The sequence below is a fragment of the Rhodoferax sp. genome, assembly GCF_028715765.1.
Taxonomy (GTDB): domain Bacteria; phylum Pseudomonadota; class Gammaproteobacteria; order Burkholderiales; family Burkholderiaceae_C; genus Rhodoferax.
On sequence record NZ_JAQURE010000050.1, the window covers coordinates 1 to 21,978 of the forward strand.

Genomic DNA, 21,978 nt, shown 5'->3' on the forward strand with positions numbered 1-21,978 from the left:
TCCACCGCTGCTTTTTTGGTACTCACACCCGCGCGCAACATGGCTTGGGCGATAAGGTCGTCGTCAATCACGATGTTGGTTCGGGTGTTCACGGGGGTCCTTGCTTGCGTTGCTTGCGGTTGATTCTTGTGTCCATTCCTTCGCATACACCTTCAAGGTGTATGGCTGGATTATGCCAAGGAGGGCACGTTCGTCAACGCGCCCAAAGCTGATACACCCAATGAGCATGTGATTGGTGCGTAAGCTCAACTCAACGCGTTTTCATGTAAGCCGCATACAGCCCGGCGTGCAGGCCGCGCAAGTTTTTGCGCAGTTTGACCAGGTCATGGTGGCGGCCTTGGTGTTCCAAGCCCAACAGGTTGATCAGCAGGCGCATGGCCTGCTCAGGGGCGCTGTGCTGGCCGGGTTGTGCCAAAGCCAAGTCTGGCGCGTGCTGCGGCTGGGTGGTCAGCACCCATGCAGGAAACCAGGGAAAAGCCTTGCTGCTTCCTGCATCAGCAGCTCTTTTTAAAGTAGCAGCGTCTGGGGGTGCAAGCGCCTCCAACTCGTCCCAGTCAGACTCAAACTGCGCCATCAGGCGTTGCAGTTGGGGCGCGGGGGTAGCCACGTTCAGGGTCACCAGGCGCTGCGGCGCCAGCCAAGCCAGTTCGGCCAGCAAAGGCCAGGTGGCACGCAAGCCGTGCAGTTGCAGCTTGGCTTGAACGCGCCAGCTCAAGGGGGCGGGAATGCGCCGCCAAGACGCAATCTGCGCCACGGCGTCGCTGCACGCCTGCCAGTCTTGCAGTTGCAGCAGCAACCAGGCGGCATGGTCTTGCTCTGACTCTGAAGCAAACGGCAGGTGGGCGGCACGCGCCGCCAGGTCTTGCCAAAACGGACCTAACCAAGCTTGCACCGCCCGCGCATCCATCACGCGCCGCGCGCTGGGCGCAAGGGTTTCCAGCAGCCAGACACGCTGGGCACGCAACTCGGCGTGCTGGGTAAAGGGCACCACTTGACCTGCCTGCTGCGCTTGCTGGGTGCGCGCATGCAAGGCTGTCAGCATCACCTGGGCATGAGGCAACAACAGGTCTTGCGGGTAGTCAAGCTGCAGCTTTTGCAGAGCCGCCTGGGCTTGCGCCGCGTCGTGCGCCTGCAAGGCCTGCAGCAGGTCGTTGCGCAGCATCACATCACGGCTGTCGTTGAAGATGTCAAGTTGCATGAGGTTTGATAAAAAAAGGAGCTGCTCACGCTTATTCTATAAGCTCTAGAGGCCTATTTGGCATGTAAAAAGCCACCCGCAGGTGGCTTTTGAAATCAGACGCATGGACTCTGCCATGGGGTTGGCTGAGTGGGTGGTGAGCCACAGCCAAAAGTCACTTGCGCTCAGTTCACCAGCTGAGCCAACTCGCCGCGGGCGTATTGCCCAGCCACCACTTGCAGGCTGTGGCCTTTGATTTTGCTGCCCTGGCCTTCGCAGCCGAATTCAAGGTAACGCTGTTTGCACAAAGCTTTAGCTGCTTCACGGGCGGGTTTGAGCCAATCGCGGGCATCAAATTTCTCGGGGTTTTCAGCCATGTATTTGCGCACCGCGGCGGTCATGGCCAGGCGGATGTCGGTGTCGATGTTGATCTTGCGCACGCCAAATTTGATAGCTTTCTGGATTTCTTCCACCGGCACGCCGTAGGTTTCTTTCATCTTGCCGCCAAATTGGTTAATCAGCGCCAGCGACTCTTGCGGCACCGAGCTTGAGCCATGCATGACCAAATGGGTGTTGGGCAGGCGGCGGTTGATTTCCATCACCCGGTCAATGGCCAAAATGTCGCCAGTGGGCTTGCGGGTGAACTTGTAGGCGCCGTGGCTGGTGCCAATGGCAATAGCCAGCGCGTCGAGTTGGGTGCGTTTGACAAACTCAGCGGCTTGCTCGGGGTCGGTCAGCATTTGCTCGCGGGTCATATGGGCATCGGTGCCGTGGCCGTCTTCCTTGTCGCCTTTGCCGGTTTCAAGGCTGCCCAGGCAACCCAGCTCACCTTCAACCGTCACGCCTACGGCGTGCGCCATGTCGACCACTTGGCGTGTCACATCGGCGTTGTAGTCAAAACTGGCAATGGTTTTACCGTCGCTCATCAAAGAGCCATCCATCATGACCGAGCTGAAGCCCAGGTTGATGGCGCCCTGGCACACATCGGGGCTTTGGCCGTGGTCTTGGTGCATCACCAGCGGGATGTGGGGGTAGGCCTCGATGGCGGCCAGAATCAGGTGTTTGATGAAAGGCTCGCCAGCGTATTTGCGTGCCCCGGCGCTGGCTTGCAAAATCACCGGCGAGCCCACCTCGTCGGCGGCGGCCATCACGGCTTGCACTTGTTCGAGGTTGTTGACGTTGAAAGCCGGAATGCCGTAGCCGTTGACAGCGGCGTGGTCAAGCAGTTCGCGCATAGAAACAAGTGCCATGGTGATTTCCCTCTAGAGTTGGTAACTGGGTGGTAACTTTTAGAGATTTTAGCGATGCGGCTTGCTCAAGGCTGAACTGCAGCGGCAAGTCAGACGAATGCACCATCCCCACGCACGATGCCAAAGCGGCTTAACTGACCCGGCAAATCTTGAGCATGTTGGTGCCACCGGGCTGACCCATGGGTTCACCACAGGTGATGGCGTAAACATCGCCCGACTGCACCACCCCGCGGGATTTGAGCTCGGCCTCGGCCTGCTGGAGTGCGGTGTCGCGGTCGTTGCTGGTGTCGCTGAACAACGGGCGCACCGTGCGGTAAAGCGTCATGCGGCGCTGGGTGGCCAGCTTGGAGGTGATGGCGTAGATCGGGATTTGAATCAAATGGCGGCTCATCCACAGTGCGGTGGAGCCGCTGTCAGTCAAGGCCACAATGGCTTTGGCACCCATGTGGTGGGCGGTAAACAGTGCCCCCATGGCAATGGCATGGTCGATGCGGTTAAAGGTCTTGCCAGTGAAGTCAGCCTCTAGCTTCAAAATGTTGCCGCTCTCTGCCGCGTGGCATATTTTGGCCATCTCGACCACGGTTTCCAGCGGGTACTTGCCGGCAGCGGTTTCGGCTGAGAGCATCACCGCGTCAGTGCCGTCGAGCACGGCGTTGGCCACGTCTGACACTTCGGCGCGGGTCGGCACCGGGTTGGTGATCATGGATTCCATCATTTGCGTGGCGGTGATCACCACACGATCGTTTTCACGCGCCAGCTTGATCATGCGTTTTTGCAAGGCTGGCACCACGGCGTTACCCACTTCCACGGCCAGGTCGCCGCGCGCCACCATGATGCCGTCACTGGCCAGCACAATTTCAAGCAGCTTAGGAATCGCCTCGGCGCGCTCAATTTTGGCAATCAAACCGGGGCGGTGCCCGTCTGGGGCGGCCACATTGCAGAGCTGGCGCGCCATTTCCATGTCGGTCGCGCTTTTGGCAAAGCTCACCGCCACATAGTCGGCCTTGAAGCTCATGGCGGTGCGAATGTCGTCCATGTCTTTGGCCGTGAGGGCTGGGGCGCTCAAACCACCGCCTTGCTTGTTGATGCCCTTGTTGTTTGACAACTCGCCACCGAGCTTGACGGTGGTGTAAATAGCTTCGCCCTCGACCCGGTCCACCACAATGACGATCAAGCCGTCATTGAGCAGCAACACGTCGCCCGCGGTCACTTCACGCGGCAAGGCTTTGTAGTCCAGGCCGACGCCGTGCTCATCGCCGAGCTCGGTGCGCGTCGCGTCCATCACAAACTGGGCACCAGGCTCCAGCATGATGCGACCCTCGGCAAATTTGCCAACCCGGATTTTGGGCCCCTGCAGGTCGGCCATGATGCCCACCTCGCGCCCGGCACGCTTGGCCGCCTCGCGCACCAGTTGCGCCCGGTTGATGTGGTCTTGCGCCGTGCCGTGGCTGAAGTTCAGCCGCACCACATTGACCCCGGCGCGAATCATTTGCTCCAGCAACGCGGGTTCGCTTGAGGCGGGGCCTAAGGTGGCAACTATTTTGGTGGCGCGACGGGGCATGAATCAGTCTCCTGGTAATGATGATTTGCACAAAAATATCCCAGCCAAGCATTTCAACGCAAGCAGTACAAACGTACGACAAGGCGAAACCACAACGCTGGGACAGTTTTGAGAAAGTTTTGGTAACAATGTTTCTTGATTTTCACACACAAGCAGTTACCAAGCTACAACGAAATCCAGGCGTCAATTTGTGGTTCAATAGAATTTTCAGTAAATCCAGACCTCGCCTGCATTTGTTCATGCCACACACAGAGAACTCGATTGTCTCGTTGCTGAGCACGCCAGCTGCCAAACCACGCCTGCTGGTGGTGGATGACCAGCCCATCAACATCCAGGTCATGCATCAAATTTTTGCAGCTGACTGCCAAGTGTTCATGGCCACCAGTGCGGTACAGGCGCTTCAGTTTTGCCGCACCACACCGCCCGATTTGGTGCTGCTAGACGTTGTGATGCCCGACATGGATGGCTTTGAAGTCTGCACGCGCCTCAAAGCTGACCCCGCCACCCGCGATATTCCAGTGATCTTTGTCACAGCACACACCGAGGCCGACCAAGAAACCCGCGGGCTGGAGCTGGGGGCGGTCGATTTCATCAGCAAGCCGGTGGTGCCTGCGGTGGTGCGGGCACGGGTCAAAACCCAGCTCACACTCAAGTTCCAGTCTGATGTGTTGCGCAAACTGGTGTTTCTGGATGGGCTCACCGGCGTGTTCAACCGGCGCTATTTTGACCAGCAACTGGCCATTGAAGTGGCGCGCTCGGCACGCGCCCAATCACCTTTGGCACTGATCATGCTGGATGTGGACTTTTTCAAGCGCTTCAATGACCACTACGGCCACCAAACCGGAGACGATTGCTTGCGCACCGTGGCTCAAACCCTCAAAGCCTGCCTGCGCCGACCCGCGGACTTGGTGGCGCGCTATGGGGGTGAAGAGTTTGCCTGCATCCTGCCCGACACGTCTTATTTAGACGCCATGACGCTGGCGCGTGAACTGGAACAAGCAGTTCGCCAGCAAGCCATGGCGCATGCCGACTCAAGCGTGGCTGATGTAGTGACCATCAGCCTGGGGGTGGCCGGGCAAAACGGCCAAACCCCGTGCCAAGCCGCTGAACTGCTGGCATTGGCGGATGCGCAGTTGTACCAAGCCAAGGACGCTGGTCGCGCCCAAGCCTGCGGCAGCGAACTTAACAGCCCAGCATGACCGCCAACCCCTTGCACCGGCTTGGGCAGTGGCTGCGCCAGGCGACACCACACAGCCTGGAGCGCCAAATCATGCTGCTGGCAGCAGCGTGTTTGCTGGTCAGTTTGGTTGGGTATGGCACTTACGTGGCCAGCTTGCAAACAGCCGTGGCCAAAGACGCCATCACCGCCCAAATGAAAGCGCTGGCGCAAAACCTGGCCACTGTAAATGCCCATTTTTTAAACACCAACGAGCCTGCTGAAATTGAAAAACTGACGCTGCAAACAGCCACTGTGCCGGGTATTTTTTCGGTGCTGGTGACCGACATGAATGGTAAGCCGATCACTGAAGTGATCAACAAAAATGGCAGTTGGTCACCGCGTTTTTTCCTGGCACCCGTTCAGGTCCCCAGCGCCAATGGCCCCAAAGATGTTTTTGTGGTGGCACCGCATGACCCCCAGCGGCGCGACTTTCTGGCTGGCAACGCGGGCACCATGTCGGCCTGGCAGCGCATGGACGCGGATCGCCCCTTGGGCTGGGTCAGGGTGAGTTACCGACTGGATGCGTTCGAGAAAATCACCGCTGACATTCGCGCCCAGTCTTACCTGGTGATTGGCGTGGCGCTGGTCGTCATGCTCAGCCTGCTGGCCTGGCTGCTGCGCCACCCCATGCGCGCCCTGACCGAGGCCACGCGCTTTGCCAATGCCTTGGACAGTACTCAGGGTGGCACGGTCAAGGTGTCGCACCGTGCGCTTGAAATTGAAAACCTGGGCAACGCGCTCAATGCCGTCAGCTTGCGCTTGCATCGGCAAATGAGCGACCTGAGCAACCAGATTTTTGCGCTGGATCAGCATGCCATTGTCAGTGTCACTGACCTGAACGGCAACATCACTTACGCCAACAGCAAGTTTTGCGAGATCAGCGGCTACAGCCAGGAAGAGTTGATTGGGCAAAACCACCGCATCGTCAAATCAGACGAACACCCACGCGCCATGTTCGAGTCGCTGTGGCACACCATCAGCCAAGGGCAGGTCTGGCACGGCGATGTGAAAAACCGCAAAAAAGACGGCACTTTTTACTGGGTCAGTGCCACCATCGTGCCGCTGGTGGGCAGCGACGGCTTGCCGCATCACTACATGGGCATTCGCACCGACATCTCGGCCAACAAAGCGCTTGAGCAAAGCCTGAAACTCGCGCGCGACCAGGCTGAAGAAGCCACCCAGGCCAAGGCACGCTTTCTGGCCAACATGAGCCACGAAATTCGCACCCCCATGAATGCCATTCTGGGCATGCTCAGGCTGATTCAAAACACCGAGCTCAACAAACGCCAGCTTGATTACGCCAGCAAGGCCGAAGGGGCCGCGCAATCGCTCTTGGGGCTGCTCAATGACATTCTGGATTTCTCCAAAATTGATGCCGGCAAGATGACGCTGGAGGTGCACAGCTTCAGGCTCGACAAGCTCATGCGCGACCTGTCGGTCATTGTGTCGGCCAATGTGGGGCAAAAAAAGGTCGAAGTGCTGTTTGACATTGACCCCGCCAGCCCCAAAGCTCTGATGGGCGATGCCATGCGCTTGCAGCAAGTGCTCATCAACCTGGCCGGCAATGCCATCAAGTTCACTCAGCAAGGTGAAGTGGTCGTCAGCATCACGCAAGTGGCGCGCAACGCGGACCACGCCAGCTTGCGGTTTGCCGTGCGCGACACCGGCATTGGCATTGCGGCTGAGCACCAGCAGCACATTTTCAGCGGCTTCTCGCAGGCCGAGGCCTCCACCACCCGGCGCTTTGGCGGCACCGGGCTTGGGCTGTCCATCAGCCGCAAGCTGGTGGCTTTGATGGGGGGTGAACTCTGCCTGGAAAGTGAACTTGGGAAAGGCAGCACCTTCAGCTTTACCCTTGACCTGCCGGTACCTGCTGCAGAGCCAGCCCTTGAACACCCGGCCAGCCCGGTCAACCACTTGCATGTGCTGGTGGTGGATGACAACGCCAGCTCGCGTGACATTTTGTGCAGCATGGCCAGTTCATTGGGTTGGCAAGTGGATACCGCCGACAGCGGCGAGGCAGCTGTGGCGCTGCTTCAAGGGCGCTTAACTGCTGGGCAGCTGCCCTACCAAGCGCTGCTGATTGACTGGCAAATGCCAGGCATGGACGGCTGGCAAACCATTGAGAAACTACAGACCCTGGGCATGGGTCACGCTGCGCCCGTGGTGATGATGGTCACTGCCCATGGCCGTGAGATGCTGGCTCAACGCAGTGCGCAAGAGCAAGCCCGACTGCATGGCTTTTTGGTCAAACCCGTCACCGCTTCCATGCTGCTCGATGCCGTCTCAGACGCGCTCACCAGCCGCCAGGCGCCGGTGGCCAAGGCGGCTCCGGTCGAAAAGCCCCAACCACTGCAAGGCATGCGCCTGCTGGTGGTGGAAGACAACCTCATCAACCAGCAAGTGGCGCAAGAAATGCTCTCAGGCGAAGGCGCGCAAGTGAGCTTGGCCGACAACGGCCATCTGGGGGTAGAGGCGGTGCAGCAAGCGCTGGCAGCAGGCCAACTGTTTGATGCAGTGCTGATGGACATTCAAATGCCCGTGATGGACGGCTACCAAGCCACCCGTTTGTTGCGCCAAGATGCCCGCCTGGTCAATTTGCCGATTGTGGCCATGACCGCCAACGCCATGGCCTCAGACCGCGAAGCCTGTCTGGCTGCAGGCATGAACGAGCATGTGGGCAAGCCCTTTCAGCTGGCACATCTGGTGGCGTTGCTGCAAAAACTCACACAAAACAAGCCCGCGCAAGCCCCAAACACGCAGCGGGAGGCACTCAAAACCAAGATGCTCAGCACCAGCGTCTTGACGGTGGTGCCCTTGCCCGCCCCTGACACGCTTGACGTGGCCAGTGCGCTGGAGCGGCTCGGTGGCAATGAGGCCTTGTACGGCCAAGTTTTGCAAGCCTATTTGGCCGACCTGGCTACCCAGCCAGAACAGTTGGAACAGTGTTTACAGCAAGCTGATTTACCGCGTGCAGTGCGCCTGCTGCACACCCTCAAAGGCCTCTCGGCCACCGTGGGTGCCAGCTACCTGGCGGCCGTGGCGCGCAAGTTGGAGCTGGCAGTGAAAGCCGCCCAAACCGATGCCAGTCAAGCCAACTTGGACACCCACCACCTGCTGGCTGAGTTTTCCGCGGCGGTTCACAGCACACAAAACGTGTTGCTGCCCGTGGCCAATGCCTACCAAACACCGGACACGCACCAGACAACCCGGGCGACTGCCCCAAGCCCCACCACCGCCCCCCTGACTGAGGCCGAAAGTGCTGCCGTCAAGCGCCTGCTGGCTTTGCTCAAAGCCTCAGACATGCAAGCCATGCTGGAGTTTGAGCTGCTGCAGCGCTCCGAGCACTTCAGCCAGCAGCCGTTTTACCCAGCGCTGGCCAGCGCCATGGCCAACCTTGATTTTGCGGCGGCTGCGGCGTTTTGCGAAAGCGTTTTGTAGCCGAAGCGCAAGCCCCAGCGCTTCCCAGTCGGCGAAAAGACGCAAGCCTCATGGAAGCCATATTACTTGAGTTTTAACCCTCTAACGCCCGTCAATTAAGCGTAAATAGCTATTATTAATATAGCATTTCAAGCGCCACTGCGGTGCCTTCGCCACCACCAATGCACAGTGTGGCCACGCCTTTTTTCAGGCCACGGGCTTGCAGGGCGTACATCAAAGTGACCATGATGCGCGCGCCGCTGCAGCCAATCGGGTGACCCAAAGCGCAGGCGCCGCCGTTGACGTTGACAATGTCATGGCTGAGCTGCAGGTCATGCATCAGCGCCATCGGCACCACGGCAAAGGCTTCATTCACTTCCCACAAATCCACGTCTTTCACACCCCAACCGGCTTTGGCCAACGCCTTGTTGACCGCGCCAATGGGTGCCGTGGCAAACCAGTTGGGCTCTTGCGCGTGCACCGCGCTAGAGACAATGCGCGCCAGCGGCTTGCAGCCCAGCTGGGCGGCGGTGCTCTCGCGCATCAGCACCAAGGCAGCGGCGCCGTCGTTGATGCTGGAGCTGCTGGCAGCGGTGATGGTGCCGTCTTTTTTGAACGCTGGCTTCAAGCTGCTGATCTTGTCAAGCTTGACCTTGCCGGGACCTTCGTCGATGCTGATCACCTTGTCACCGGCACGCGTTTTGACCGTCACAGGCGTGATCTCTGGTGCAAACCCGCCGTTGCTGGTGGCAGCTTGTGCACGCATCACGCTGGTGGTGGCGAAATGGTCTTGCTGCGCGCGGGTGAAACCGTATTTGGCGGCGCAGTCTTCACCAAACGTGCCCATGGAGCGGCCAGGCTCGTAAGCGTCTTCCAGGCCGTCGAGCATCATGTGGTCAAAAATGCGGTCGTGGCCAATGCGGTAGCCAGCGCGGGCTTTGGGCAGCAAATAGGGCGCATTGGTCATGCTCTCCATGCCGCCAGCCACCAGCACTTCAGCACTGCCAGCCACCAGCATGTCGTTGGCAAACATGGCTGCACGCATGGCCGAGCCGCACATTTTGCTCATGGTAACGGCACCGGTGCTGATGGGCAAACCCGCTTTGAGCAAGGCTTGGCGCGCCGGTGCCTGGCCTTGGCCAGCCATCAGGCAATTGCCAAAAATGACTTCGTTGACCCGCTCAGGCGCCACGCCCGCTCGCTGCACCGCAGCGCGAATGGCGGCACCGCCCAGGTCGTGCGCTGCCAGCGTTGAAAAATCGCCCTGAAACGCCCCCATGGGGGTACGGGCTGCGCCCACAATCACAATGTGCTCTGCCATGCTGACTCCTGAAAAATGAAAAGAAGCCAACATTGTAGAAGTTGACGTTGACGTTCACGTCAATTGATTGCGCCAGCAAAGTTCGCCCAGAGCTGGCTCAGAGCGAACAGCTCACCAGTGTGAATGGCGCGTCAATCGGACTATTGCGGGGTAATGGGAATGTAAATCTCGCTGCCCTTTTGCTTGAAGGTCTCCGACATGGTGTGCATGCCCTCAGCCAGCGCCTGCTCGTCACTCACACCGAGGCTGTTGGCGTACTCGCGCACCTCTTGGGTGATCTTCATCGAGCAAAACTTGGGGCCGCACATGCTGCAAAAGTGCGCCACCTTGCTGGCTTCTTTGGGCAAAGTTTCATCATGGAAATCACGCGCCGTATCGGGGTCAAGAGACAGGTTGAACTGGTCCAGCCAGCGAAACTCAAAACGTGCTTTTGACAGCGCGTCATCGCGTGCTCGTACCCCTGGGTGCCCCTTGGCCACGTCGGCCACGTGGGCGGCAATCTTGTAGGTGATGATGCCGGTTTTCACGTCGTCCCGATCCGGCAAGCCCAAGTGTTCCTTGGGCGTCACGTAGCACAGCATGGCAGTGCCAAACCAGCCGATCATGGCCGCGCCAATGCCGCTGGTGATGTGGTCATAGCCCGGCGCAATGTCAGTGGTCAGGGGCCCCAGGGTGTAGAACGGTGCCTCGTCACAGTGCTTGAGCTGCTCGGTCATGTTGGCCTGCACCATGTGCATCGGCACGTGGCCGGGGCCTTCAATCATCACTTGCACGTCTTGCGCCCAGGCTTTTTTGGTCAGCTCGCCCAGCGTGCGCAGCTCGGCAAATTGGGCTTCGTCATTGGCGTCCGCACCGCTGCCGGGGCGCAAGCCGTCGCCCAGTGAGTAGCTCACGTCGTAGGCACGCATGATCTCGGTCATCTCGTCAAAGTGCGTGTAGAGAAAGTTTTCTTGGTGGTGGGCAATACACCACTTGGCCAGAATCGAGCCACCGCGCGACACGATGCCGGTCACGCGCTGAGCCGTCAGGTGGATGTAGGCCAGCCGCACCCCGGCGTGCACGGTGAAGTAGTCGACACCCTGCTCGGCCTGCTCAATCAGCGTGTCGCGGAAGATCGGCCAGGTCAGGTCTTCGGCCACGCCGCCCACTTTTTCCAGCGCCTGGTAAATCGGCACGGTGCCAATGGGCACAGGCGAGTTACGCACGATCCAGTCGCGCGTGGTGTGGATGTTTTTGCCAGTGGACAAGTCCATCACCGTGTCTGCACCCCAGCGAATTGACCAAACCAGTTTTTCCACCTCTTCTTCAATGCTGGAGGTGACGGCAGAGTTGCCAATGTTGGCGTTGATCTTGACCAGAAAGTTGCGGCCAATCGCCATCGGCTCAATCTCGGGGTGGTTGATGTTGGCTGGAATGATGGCGCGGCCGCGAGCCACCTCGTCACGCACAAACTCGGGCGTGACAATTCTCGGGATGCTGGCACCAAAGCTGTTGCCCGCCAAACGCGCTTCACGCTCAGGGTTCGCCAGGTACTGCGCCTGCCAGGCCAGGTTCTGGTTCTCGCGCAGCGCCACGTACTCCATCTCGGGGGTGATGATGCCGCGTCGCGCATAGTGCATTTGCGACACATTGGCACCCGGCTTGGCGCGGCGCGGCGGGCGTTGCAGACCCGCAGCTTGCGCGCGCAGGGCGGCCAGCGCATCAGATTCACCGTGTTTGAGACCATCGTCTAGCGCAAACGGGGCGCGGCCGGTGTAAAGCTCGGTGTCACCACGCGCCTCAATCCAGGGGCTGCGCACGGCGGGCAGACCCTGGCGCACGTCAATGTGAGCCTGCGGGTCGGTGTAGGGGCCGGAGGTGTCGTAGACGGTGATGGCCTCGCCATTGCTTTGCATGATTTCGCGCAGCGGCACCTGAATGTCGGCACGGCTGCCTTGCAGGTAGCGTTTGCTGGAGGCCGGCAGGGGTTCGCGCGTCAGGCGGATGAATTGGGCTAGTTTGTCGGGGGCGTTCACGGGTTGGGTCTCCTGGTTTGAATCCTGGGTTTGGGTTACCCAGGTTTAAAACAGCACCCCAACTCCACAAACCTGACAAGACTTCACGTGCCCGGCATGTGCTGGGCTGCTCTTCTTACGCCGGTATGAGCCGGATCAAGTTCGCGGGTTTGGTCGTCCATCTCAGCGCAGCCTTGCGCACCCCGGGCAGCGCAAAGTGTAAAGCCTCAGCGCATGGGCCTTGGTTTGCAGGTGGCATCAACCCTGCGCCCGTTCGGGGTGAAAACGCTTGTCTTGGTCGTAAGGAAACACGTCATACACATGCCCGGCCTGGATGCGCTCCTTGTGACTTTGCCAAAAAGCCATGTCCAGCAGGTCGGCATGGTGCTTCATGAAAACTTGTTTGACCGCCGCATTGCCCAGCAGGAACGGGCCAAAGGTTTCAGGAAACACGTCTTTGGGACCGACGTGGTACCAAACCTCACCTGACATTTCTTCTTCTTCGGTACGCGCCTGGGGCACGCGGCGGAAGTTGCAGTCGGTGATGTATTCGATTTCGTCGTAGTCGTAAAACACCACCTTGCCATGGCGTGTGATGCCAAAGTTTTTCCACAACATGTCGCCGGGAAAGATGTTGGCCGCAACCAGGTCTTTAAGGGCGTTGCCGTACTCAATCACCCCGTGTTCCAACTGCTGGCGGGCTCGCACTGCCGCTGGTGAAGTGTTGCTGGGGTCAGAACCACCAGCATCAAAAGCCTCTTGCAAGTGGATGTTGAGCGGAATCATGCGGCGCTCGATGTAGACGTGTTTCAAAATCACTTCAAGCTGGCCATCGCCATCACGGTCGCTCACCTCCAACTGACTGGGGGCAAATTTTTCAATTTCTTGCATCAGCTCGTCGGTGAAGCGGCTGCGCGGGAAAGCGACTTCGCTGTACTCCAGCGTGTCGGCCATGCGCCCCACCCGGTCATGCTGCTTGACCAGCAAATACTTGCCCTTGATCTGCTCACGGCTGGTTTCTTTGGGCGGTGGGTAAAAGTCTTTGATGACCTTGAAGACATAGGGAAAACTGGGCAAGTCAAACACCAGCATGACCATGCCCTTGATGCCCGGTGCAATGCGAAACTTGTCTGAAGAGTGCCGCAGGTGAAACAAAAAATCGCGATAAAACAGCGTTTTCCCCTGCTTGGCCAAGCCTAACGCGCTATAGAGTTCATTGCGCGGTTTGAGCGGCATCATGCTGCGCAAGAATTGCACATAGGCGCTGGGGATTTCCATGTCGACCATGAAGTAAGCCCGGGCATAGCTGAACAGCATCAGCAAGTCGTCTTGGCCAAACAAAATGGCATCGATGGCCAGCTGGGTTTCACCGGGGGTGTACAACACCGGCAAGGCAAACGGAAACTCGTTGTAGCCGTTGATCAGCTTGCCCACGATGTAGGCACCTTTGTTGCGGAAGAACAAGCTGGAAAGCACCTGAATCTGAAAATTGGCGCGCAGTTTCACGTCGCCCAGCACGTCTTTCATGGCTTGCGCCACCAGCGCCACATCTGCCGGCAAATCCACAAACTCACGGCGCAGGTCAAAGTCTTGCACCAATTTCAGCAGCACTTCGGCCAAATTGTTGCCGCTGGGGTCGGGGTAGTAGGCGTGGTAGGTGGGGCGCTTTTCGGTTTCGCCGTTTTCAATGTACTCGGTGCTGACCGCTGGGCGAATGAAAATAAAGTCGTTTTGGAAGTAGCTGCGGTGTAGGATTTTGGTGGTGACCGAGTTGAAAAAAGTCTCGGCCAGCTCGGGCTGGTGGTGGTCGACCAGCAAGCCGATGTAGTGCAGCTTGACCTGGTGCCAAATCTCCATGGGCTGCTCACCGGCTTTGAATTCGCGCTCCAGCCGCATGGAGGCTTCGCGCACGCGCAGGTCATAAAACTCGATGCGCTCACGCTGGGCGCGCTGTTGACCATGCCAGTCGGCGGTCTCAAAACGATGCTTGGCACGGGCGGATTCGGTGCGAAACAAGCGGTAATGGCGGTTGAAACCATCTATCAAAGCCTTGGCAATGTCATAAGCCAGGCTGGAGTCAAGGCGGGTTGGAAACATGTCTACTCTGTATTTAATAGCTACTCACGCTTTATTTATAAGCGCTAGAGTGCATTTTGTTTAATAAAACATCAACGCGAAATTCATCACGCATGGCGCCGAGGGTAGCGCTTGAAAGCCTGACGAAACACGTCAACCACTTCATGCGAGCCTTGCATGCTGACACACAAATCTTTCACCAAACCGTCTTTCAGGCCGTAGCACCAGCCATGCACGGCCACCTTTTGTCCACGCGCCCAGGCATCTTGCAGCACGTTGCTAAGCGCCACGTTGCCCACTTGCTCAATCACATTCATCTCGCACAAGGTGTCTTCTTGCTCGGGCACGCTCAAGTGATCCAGGCGATGGCGATGGCGCAGCTTGACATCATGCACATGGCGCAGCCAGTTGTCGGCCAAGCCCACACGTGTGCCACGCAAGGCGGCCAGCACACCGCCGCAGCCGTAATGCCCGACCACCATGATGTGCTCGACCTTGAGGTGGTCCACGGCAAATTGAATGACCGAGAGCGCATTCAGATCAGAGTGCACCACCACGTTGGCAATGTTGCGGTGCACAAACACTTCACCCGGGTCGAGCCCGGTGATCTCATTGGCGGGCACGCGGCTGTCTGAGCAACCAATCCACAGGTATTTGGGCGTTTGCTGCTTGGCCAGAAAGCTAAAAAACCCTGGCCGCTGCAGCGCCATGCGCGCTGCCCAAGCGGCATTGTTGTCAAGCAGGTGTTGAAGTAAAGCCATGCGCAGTGTGTGAATGGAAGGGGCTTGATTTTGCCCGAGCGCCGCGCCGGCTCAACAGGTCTGGGCAAACAACTCCCGGCCAATCAACATGCGCCGAATTTCAGACGTGCCCGCACCAATCTCATACAACTTGGCGTCGCGCCACAAACGACCCAACGGGTACTCATTGATGTAGCCGTTGCCACCGAAAATTTGCACCCCCTCACCCGCCATCCAGGTGGCTTTTTCGGCTGTCCACAAAATCACCGAGGCACAGTCTTTGCGCACCTGGCGCACGTGCTCGGCACCCAGCAAATCCAGATTTTTGGCCACGGTGTAGGCAAAACTGCGCCCGGCCTGCAACACCGTGTACATGTCAGCCACCTTGCCCTGAATCAACTGAAATTCGCCAATGCTTTGACCAAATTGCTTGCGGTCGTGGATGTAAGGCACCACGTTGTCCATCACCGCTTGCATGATGCCCAACGGGCCACCGGTGAGCACTGCACGCTCATAGTCAAGCCCACTCATCAACACTTTGGCACCGTTGTTGACACCGCCCAGCACATTGGCGGCGGACACTTCGACGTTGTTGAATACCAGCTCGCCGGTGCTGGAGCCACGCATGCCCAGTTTGTCGAGCTTTTGCGCAATGCTGAAGCCTGGCATGGTTTTTTCGATCAAAAAGGCAGTCACCCCCCGCGCCCCAAGTTCGGGCTCGGTCTTGGCATAGACCACCAGGGTGTCGGCATCAGGGCCGTTGGTGATCCAGAATTTGCTACCGTTCAAGAGGTAATAACCACCTTTATCTTCGGCTTTGAGCTTCATGCTCAGCACGTCGCTGCCGGCACCTGGCTCGCTCATGGCCAGTGCGCCCACATGCTCGCCAGAAATCAGCTTGGGCAGGTATTTGGCGCGCTGCTCGGGCGTGCCGTTGCGCTTGATCTGGTTCACGCACAGGTTGCTGTGCGCGCCATAGCTCAGGCCAATGCTGGCGCTGGCGCGGCTGATTTCTTCCATCGCCACCATGTGCGCCAGGTAGCCCATGTTGGCACCGCCGTATTCCTCGCCCACGGTGATGCCCAGCACACCCAGGTCGCCCATCTTGCGCCACAAGTCCATGGGAAATTGGTCTTGGCGGTCAATCTCTGCCGCGCGCGGCGCGATCTCGGCCTGGGCAAAGGTGTGCACCGCGTCACGCAATGCGTCGATGTCGTCGCCGAGTTGAAAGTTCAGTCCGGGTAATTGGCTCATGGCTGGGTCTCCTGTGGTTTTTTGAGTTGGAAAGGGGGTTGATTCGGGGGGATGCTTCAGCGCAATGGAGCGAAGACGAACCCTAATAGGTTTTGGCAACAGGCATGATGGTTTGTTGCAGCAAGGCGCACAGGGTTTGCTTGCCGTCATCAGCCAAGTGGAAAACTTCTGCGCTGGTCACCATCACACGACGACCCGGTTTGACCACGCGCCCCACCGCACGCAACACGCCACCCTGGCAAGCTGACAAGAAGTTGATTTTGTACTCAACAGTGACCACTTCCATGCCTGCTGGCGCCTGGGTGAGAGCCGCATAGCCTGCCGCAATGTCTGCCACAGCGCCGATGGCGCCACCATGAAAGGCACCCTGCTGCTGCGTCACTTTGGCAGAGTAAGGCAACTCAATGGTGCATTCGCCTTGTGCCACATGGTGCACACGTGCACCCCACGCTCGCATCAAACCTTGCCGCTCGAAACTGGCTTGCACACGCAAAAATGGGTCTTCAGAGTGAGTCATGGCGATGGATGCAAGGAAATGGTGGTTGAAAAACGCTTGAACTCAGGACGATTCCGGTTGTGAGGACGCAGCAAGTTTGCCTTTGGCACGCACGCGAGGCTTGACGGGCAATCCGTTCGCCGAACCCAGGCTCTTGGCCAACAAGGCTTTGGCCTCGCGCTGATGCACTTTGAGCTCATCCAGATTGGCCTGCAGGTCTGCCATTTGCGCCACCAGCTGCTGCTGGTGCAACGCCAGCACTTGCAAAAATTTTTCAAGCTGCGCGGTGGTGTCTCGCGGGCTGTCGTAGATGTCAATGATGTCTTTGGCTTCCACCAAACTCAAGCCCAGGCGCTTGGCGCGCAGGGTGAGCTTGAGGCGGGCACGGTCGCGGCTGCTGTAAACCCGTGTGCGCCCAGCCGAGCCCGTGCGCTCGGGGCACAACAAGCCCATGTCTTCATAAAAACGAATGGCACGCGTGGTCAAGTCAAACTCTTTGGCCAGGTCACTGATGCTGAAAAGTTGAGCCATAAAATGTGGATTTGATTGACGTGAACGTCAACGTAAAATTCAATTATGGCTTATTCAACTGGCTGTGCGGCTTTTCACCCAGAATGAACTTGATGTTCATCAATATGACTCTGTCGCAAAGATGTACAGTAGCTCGTTAAAAAAAGAAAAGGCATTCATGACCCAAAACGCATTTCATTTCACCGACGCCCAAGTTGAGCAAATCATTGAAGAAGGCATGATTTACATGTGTGCTTGCCCGGCGCAGGTGGCACAAAACATCATGGTGCTGCGCCAGCTCAACAACTACCAACAAACCTGTCTCAATGAAGTCAGCAATGACCAACGGGTCCACCTTCGCATTGCCCAAGCGGCAATGGCGGCTCATGCATTGATGGAAGAATGCATGGAAGACGTGTTACGCATTGAAAAATGGGATCGTGAAACACTCAAAATGCCAGAGTGCCTGAGAAGACGCCAGCTGAAAGAAATTTAGCCTCAGTGACGACTACAACCTCAAAGGTGCCGAAATCCGCCACCTTGCGAGCCCAAGGTTGGCGGGTTGGATGCTGAAACGCTTGTCAAGCAGCACCCAACTGGGTCAATGGCATCTTATGCAACAAAAGCACCGCAAAGCGTCAATGGGGTGCTTTTGTTGACTTAGGGATCAGCTGTTGCGGCTGGCTTTCTTGCGATCGTGCTCAGACAGGTGACGCTTACGCAGGCGAATCGACTTGGGTGTGATCTCGACCAGCTCGTCGTCTTCAATGAACTCCACACCATATTCAAGTGTCAACTGAATCGGCGGCGTGATCTTGATCGCGTCTTCTTTGCCAGAGACGCGGAAGTTGGTGAGCTGCTTGGTGCGAGTGGCGTTCACCACCAGGTCGTTGTCACGGTTGTGGATGCCCACAATCATGCCCTCATAGACCGGATCATTGGCGGTGACGAACATGCGACCACGGTCGTCGAGCTTGCCCAGCGCGTAGTTGAAGATTTCGCCTGCATCCATCGAGATCAGCACACCGTTTTTGCGGCCACCAATTTCACCTTTGTGCGGCTCATAGCTGTCAAAAATGTTGGAAATCAGGCCAGAGCCACGAGTTAGATTCAAAAACTCGTTGGTAAAACCGATCAAACCACGGGCTGGAATGCGGTATTCCAGGCGCACGCGGCCGCGACCATCGGGTTCCATGTTGACCAGATCACCACGGCGCTCGCCCAGCGCTTGCATCACACCACCTTGGTGTTGTTCTTCAATGTCAGCGGTGACCAGCTCAATGGGTTCGTGGCGCTCGCCATTCACCTCGCGGAACACCACGCGTGGTTTACTCACAGCCAGTTCATAGCCTTCACGGCGCATGTTTTCCAGCAAAATGGTCAAGTGCAACTCGCCACGACCCATGACCTCAAAGATACCTTCTTCATCGGTTTCGCTGACGCGCAGCGCCACGTTGGACTGCAGTTCTTTTTGCAAACGATCCCACAGCTGGCGACTGGTGACAAACTTGCCTTCACGGCCAGCCAAGGGGCTGGTGTTGACGCAAAAGTTCATGGTCAGCGTAGGTTCATCCACCAGCAGCATCGGCAGCGGAGCCGGGGTGATGGGGTCAGTGATGGTGACACCAATGCCAATGTCGGCAATGCCGTTGATCAGCACAATTTCACCCGGACCGGCTTCGTCAGTCTGCACCCGATCCAAGCCCTGGAAGGTCAGCACTTGGTTGACGCGGCCTTTGATGGCTTTGCCGTCTGTGCCTTCCATCACCACCACGTCCATCATTGGCTTGATGGTGCCTTGCTTGATGCGCCCGACCCCAATGCGGCCGACAAAGCTGGAGAAATCAAGCGCCGAGATTTGCAACTGCAGCGGTGCGCTGGGGTCGCCTTCTTGGTGCGGCACATGGCTCAAAATGGTGTCAAACAGAGCCGACATGTCTGGCCCCCATTGCTCGCCCTGACCACCCTCTTCCAGCGACGACCAGCCGTTGATGCCTGAGGCATACACCACCGGAAAGTCAAGTTGCTCATCCGTGGCACCCAGCTTGTCAAACAAGTCAAATGCGGCATTGACCACAAAGTCAGGGCGTGAGCCGGGTTTATCGACCTTGTTGACCACCAAAATCGGTTTCAAGCCCAGCGCGAGCGCCTTTTTGGTCACAAAACGGGTTTGCGGCATGGGGCCTTCTTGAGCGTCAATCAACAACACCACACCGTCAACCATGCTCAAGGCGCGTTCCACTTCACCGCCAAAGTCGGCGTGGCCGGGGGTGTCAACGATGTTGATGTGGGTGCCTTTCCAGGTCACGGCACAGTTTTTGGCCAGAATGGTGATGCCACGCTCTTTTTCAATGGCGTTGTTGTCCATCACCGTGTCGACCACTTTTTCGTGCTCGGCAAAGGTACCAGACTGGCGCAGCAACTGGTCAACCATGGTGGTTTTACCGTGGTCAACGTGGGCAATGATTGCAATGTTTCGGATTTGTTTATGGGCCATGGTTCTCTTTCTTAAAGGGTTTGGGCTTCAGACGCGCTGGTGCACGCTGGAGCTCGGGTTGCTTGTGCAATCTGTTCAATTTCAATCGGGCTGAGCAGCCGCCCGGGGATCAACTCACCTGCCGCCACATGGGCAGTGCCCAGCAGCGCGTGTGTTTTTTCTGCATAAACCGCCACTTGCGCAGCGTCTGACCAAGCGCCTCGGCGCGGCAAACCGCTCAAAAAACGACTTGCATTGTCGCCATCAAGTGTGACCACTGCATGTTGCGCCAACAAGCTGTCCACTGGCAGCAGGCAGGCCAGTCGTTCCTGCTCTGACATGGCCTCAAGCGCCGCCAACGTGACGCACTGCGCTATGTCAAAGCCACCGGTGCCGATGCGGCGCAAGGCGCTCAAATGCGCACCACACCCCAGGGCTTCGCCGATGTCTTCGCCGAGCGTGCGGATGTACGTGCCCTTGCTGCATTTTACTATAATATCAATAGCTACTTGATCAATATCCATAAGCTCTAGAGGCATATTTAGCTCATAAATTTCAACCTCACGTGCAACCCGCTCGACCTCGATGCCAGCGCGTGCATATTCGTACAAAGCTTTGCCATCTTTCTTCAAAGCGCTGTGCATGGGTGGCACTTGCGAAATGCGCCCGGTGAATTGGGCTTTGACACGCGCCAAATCGGCCGCAGTTACGGTGACTGCGCGGGTGGCAATGACTTCACCTTCGGCATCGCCGGTGCTGGTTTTTTGACCCAGCCGCAGTGTGGCGGCATAGGTCTTGTCAGCATCTAATTGCAACTGGCTGAACTTGGTGGCAGCACCAAAGCACAGCGGCAGCACACCGCTGGCCAAAGGGTCAAGCGTGCCGGTATGACCCGCTTTTTCAGCCCGCAGCAGCCATTTGACCTTTTGCAAGACATCGTTGCTAGACCAACCCAAAGGTTTGTCGAGCAACAGCACGCCGTGCACAGGATGCCGCACGACCTTGCGTTTGAGAGTGGGAGATGCCAATGTCTGCATACGTTAGGAAACTGAGAGCAGCTTCCAAAGCATTGGAATCTGACCTCAATTTTTTTCAGTCTTCCTTGGCCCGTGAAGCCACCGCACGGGCAATCAAGGCATTCATATCCGCCGCGCGCTCAGGCGTTTGGTCATAGATGAAATGCAGCGTGGGCACGGTGTGGATGTGCAGGCGCTTGAACAAGCCGGCACGCAAAAAGCCCGCCGCTTGGTTCAGGCCTTCAGAGCAGGCTTTGATGTCACCCGCCAGCAAACTGAAAAACACTTTGGCATGGGCATAGTCAGGGGTGACTTCCACACCCTGGATGGTGACCATGCCGACGCGCGGGTCTTTCAACTCGCGCGCGATCAGCTCGGTGAGGTCACGCTGAATTTGGTCAGCCACCTTGAAGGCGCGGTTGGGCGTGGCAGATTTTTTAGGCACAGTGTGGTCTCAACGGTTTACAGCGTGCGCGCAACTTCGCGAATTTCAAAGAACTCCAACACATCGCCCTCTTGGATGTCGTTGTAGTTTTTGATGTTCAAGCCGCAATCAAAGCCTTCACGCACTTCTTTGGCATCGTCTTTGAAGCGTTTGAGCGACTCCAACTCGCCGGTGTAGACCACCGTGTTTTGGCGCAGCAAGCGCAAACGTGCCGCACGGCGAATGACCCCAGAGGTGACCATACAACCAGCAATCGAGCCAATTTTGGACACTTTGAAGATTTGGCGAATTTCGGCTGTACCGATGATTTCTTCTTTTTTGTCGGGGGTCAGCATGCCCGACATGGCCAGCTTGAGGTCATCGACCGCGTCGTAAATGATGTCGTAGTAACGAATATCCACACCATTGGCTTCAGCCAATTTACGCGCGCCAGCATCGGCACGGGTGTTGAAGCCAATGATGACGGCTTTGGCAGCAATGGCCAAATTCACGTCAGATTCACTGATACCGCCCACTGCAGCGTAGACCAGTTGCACCTTGACCTCGTCGGTAGAGAGTTTGAGCAGTGATTGACCCAAGGCCTCTTGCGAACCCTGCACATCGGCCTTGACGATGATCGGCACCATCTTCACCTCGCCAGCGGTCATGTCGGTGAACATGTTTTCCAGCTTGGCGGCTTGCTGTTTGGCCAGCTTGGTGTGGCGGAATTTGCCGGCACGGTAAGTGGCAATTTCACGGGCACGACGTTCGTCTGACAGCACCATGAATTCGTCGCCCGCTTGCGGCACTTCGGTCAAGCCCTGGATTTCAACCGGAATGGATGGACCGGCGGTTTTGATCGGCTTGGCGTTTTCGTCCAGCATGGCTCGCACACGGCCAAAGGTTTGACCGGCCAGCACAATGTCGCCCGTTTTCAAGGTGCCCGACTGCACCAGCACCGTGGCCACGGGGCCGCGCCCCTTGTCCAACTGGGCTTCAATCACCAGGCCTTTGGCCATGGCATCGACCGGCGCTCTGAGTTCC

At 57.8% G+C, this 21,978-nt stretch carries 18 protein-coding genes and 1 riboswitch; of the genes, 3 read left to right on the top strand and 15 right to left on the bottom strand.

What is annotated here, in order from left to right; all coding sequences use genetic code 11:
- The 4 genes from PHT20_RS16775 to pyk form a co-directional block, all read right to left on the bottom strand.
- A partial coding sequence (locus PHT20_RS16775; protein ID WP_366520940.1) for a type II toxin-antitoxin system VapB family antitoxin occupies nt 1-146 on the bottom strand: 146 nt, incomplete at its 3' end.
- 104 nt (nt 147-250) lie between these two features.
- The gene (locus PHT20_RS14025) at nt 251-1,198 is read right to left on the bottom strand and encodes a hypothetical protein (protein WP_301020996.1); all 948 of its coding nucleotides are present in this window, start codon (nt 1,196-1,198) and stop codon (nt 251-253) included.
- Nucleotides 1,199-1,362: 164 nt separating this feature from the next.
- Entirely contained in the window at nt 1,363-2,427 is a 1,065-nt protein-coding gene (gene fba / locus PHT20_RS14030) for a class II fructose-bisphosphate aldolase (RefSeq protein ID WP_301020997.1), read from the bottom strand.
- 130 nt (nt 2,428-2,557) lie between these two features.
- Nucleotides 2,558-3,988, bottom strand: coding sequence for a pyruvate kinase (gene pyk, locus PHT20_RS14035; protein ID WP_301020998.1), 1,431 nt, complete (start codon nt 3,986-3,988; stop codon nt 2,558-2,560).
- Between the two features lie 239 nt (nt 3,989-4,227).
- Between pyk and PHT20_RS14040 the strand changes: the two genes are divergently transcribed.
- Both PHT20_RS14040 and PHT20_RS14045 read left to right on the top strand, forming a co-directional pair.
- Nucleotides 4,228-5,187 carry a diguanylate cyclase gene (locus PHT20_RS14040; protein ID WP_301020999.1) on the top strand — a complete coding sequence of 320 codons (960 nt, stop codon included), beginning with the start codon at nt 4,228-4,230 and terminating at the stop codon, nt 5,185-5,187.
- Nucleotides 5,184-8,648: a response regulator gene (locus tag PHT20_RS14045; RefSeq protein WP_301021000.1), complete on the top strand. Its 3,465-nt coding sequence runs from the start codon at nt 5,184-5,186 to the stop codon at nt 8,646-8,648. Before PHT20_RS14040 ends, PHT20_RS14045 begins: the two co-directional genes overlap by 4 nt.
- Nucleotides 8,649-8,763: 115 nt before the next feature.
- Here PHT20_RS14045 and PHT20_RS14050 read toward each other — a convergent pair whose 3' ends face one another.
- The 7 genes from PHT20_RS14050 to PHT20_RS14080 all read right to left on the bottom strand — a co-directional run bounded on the left by PHT20_RS14050 (nt 8,764) and on the right by PHT20_RS14080 (nt 17,039).
- Nucleotides 8,764-9,948, bottom strand: coding sequence for an acetyl-CoA C-acyltransferase (locus tag PHT20_RS14050; RefSeq protein WP_301021001.1), 1,185 nt, complete (start codon nt 9,946-9,948; stop codon nt 8,764-8,766).
- A gap of 140 nt (nt 9,949-10,088) precedes the next feature.
- Nucleotides 10,089-11,963: a phosphomethylpyrimidine synthase ThiC gene (gene thiC / locus PHT20_RS14055; RefSeq protein WP_301021002.1), complete on the bottom strand. Its 1,875-nt coding sequence runs from the start codon at nt 11,961-11,963 to the stop codon at nt 10,089-10,091.
- Nucleotides 11,964-12,057: 94 nt separating this feature from the next.
- Nucleotides 12,058-12,158, bottom strand: a riboswitch (TPP riboswitch).
- A gap of 42 nt (nt 12,159-12,200) precedes the next feature.
- Nucleotides 12,201-14,039, bottom strand: coding sequence for a bifunctional isocitrate dehydrogenase kinase/phosphatase (gene aceK, locus PHT20_RS14060; protein ID WP_301021003.1), 1,839 nt, complete (start codon nt 14,037-14,039; stop codon nt 12,201-12,203).
- 86 nt (nt 14,040-14,125) lie between these two features.
- The gene (can, locus tag PHT20_RS14065) at nt 14,126-14,779 is read right to left on the bottom strand and encodes a carbonate dehydratase (protein WP_301021004.1); all 654 of its coding nucleotides are present in this window, start codon (nt 14,777-14,779) and stop codon (nt 14,126-14,128) included.
- Between the two features lie 51 nt (nt 14,780-14,830).
- A complete protein-coding gene (locus tag PHT20_RS14070; RefSeq protein ID WP_301021005.1) occupies nt 14,831-16,012 on the bottom strand; it encodes an isovaleryl-CoA dehydrogenase in 1,182 nt (393 codons plus the stop codon).
- A gap of 82 nt (nt 16,013-16,094) precedes the next feature.
- Nucleotides 16,095-16,529: a PaaI family thioesterase gene (locus PHT20_RS14075; RefSeq protein ID WP_301021006.1), complete on the bottom strand. Its 435-nt coding sequence runs from the start codon at nt 16,527-16,529 to the stop codon at nt 16,095-16,097.
- A 42-nt stretch (nt 16,530-16,571) separates the two neighbouring features.
- Complete coding sequence (locus PHT20_RS14080; protein ID WP_301021007.1) at nt 16,572-17,039, bottom strand: MerR family DNA-binding transcriptional regulator; 468 nt, start codon at nt 17,037-17,039, stop codon at nt 16,572-16,574.
- A 157-nt stretch (nt 17,040-17,196) separates the two neighbouring features.
- Between PHT20_RS14080 and PHT20_RS14085 the strand changes: the two genes are divergently transcribed.
- Entirely contained in the window at nt 17,197-17,514 is a 318-nt protein-coding gene (locus tag PHT20_RS14085; protein ID WP_301021008.1) for a hypothetical protein, read from the top strand.
- A 171-nt stretch (nt 17,515-17,685) separates the two neighbouring features.
- On the opposite strand, the gene typA is transcribed toward PHT20_RS14085, so the two are convergent.
- The 4 genes from typA to infB form a co-directional block, all read right to left on the bottom strand.
- Nucleotides 17,686-19,515 (bottom strand): translational GTPase TypA, encoded by a 1,830-nt coding sequence (gene typA / locus PHT20_RS14090; RefSeq protein WP_301021009.1) that lies wholly within the window; start codon nt 19,513-19,515, stop codon nt 17,686-17,688.
- 11 nt (nt 19,516-19,526) lie between these two features.
- Nucleotides 19,527-20,522, bottom strand: coding sequence for a tRNA pseudouridine(55) synthase TruB (gene truB / locus PHT20_RS14095; RefSeq protein ID WP_301021010.1), 996 nt, complete (start codon nt 20,520-20,522; stop codon nt 19,527-19,529).
- 64 nt (nt 20,523-20,586) lie between these two features.
- The gene (rbfA, locus tag PHT20_RS14100; protein WP_300082176.1) at nt 20,587-20,955 is read right to left on the bottom strand and encodes a 30S ribosome-binding factor RbfA; all 369 of its coding nucleotides are present in this window, start codon (nt 20,953-20,955) and stop codon (nt 20,587-20,589) included.
- Between the two features lie 17 nt (nt 20,956-20,972).
- Nucleotides 20,973-21,978, bottom strand: a 1,006-nt coding sequence (gene infB, locus PHT20_RS14105; protein ID WP_301021011.1) for a translation initiation factor IF-2, incomplete at its 5' end; no start/stop codon positions are given.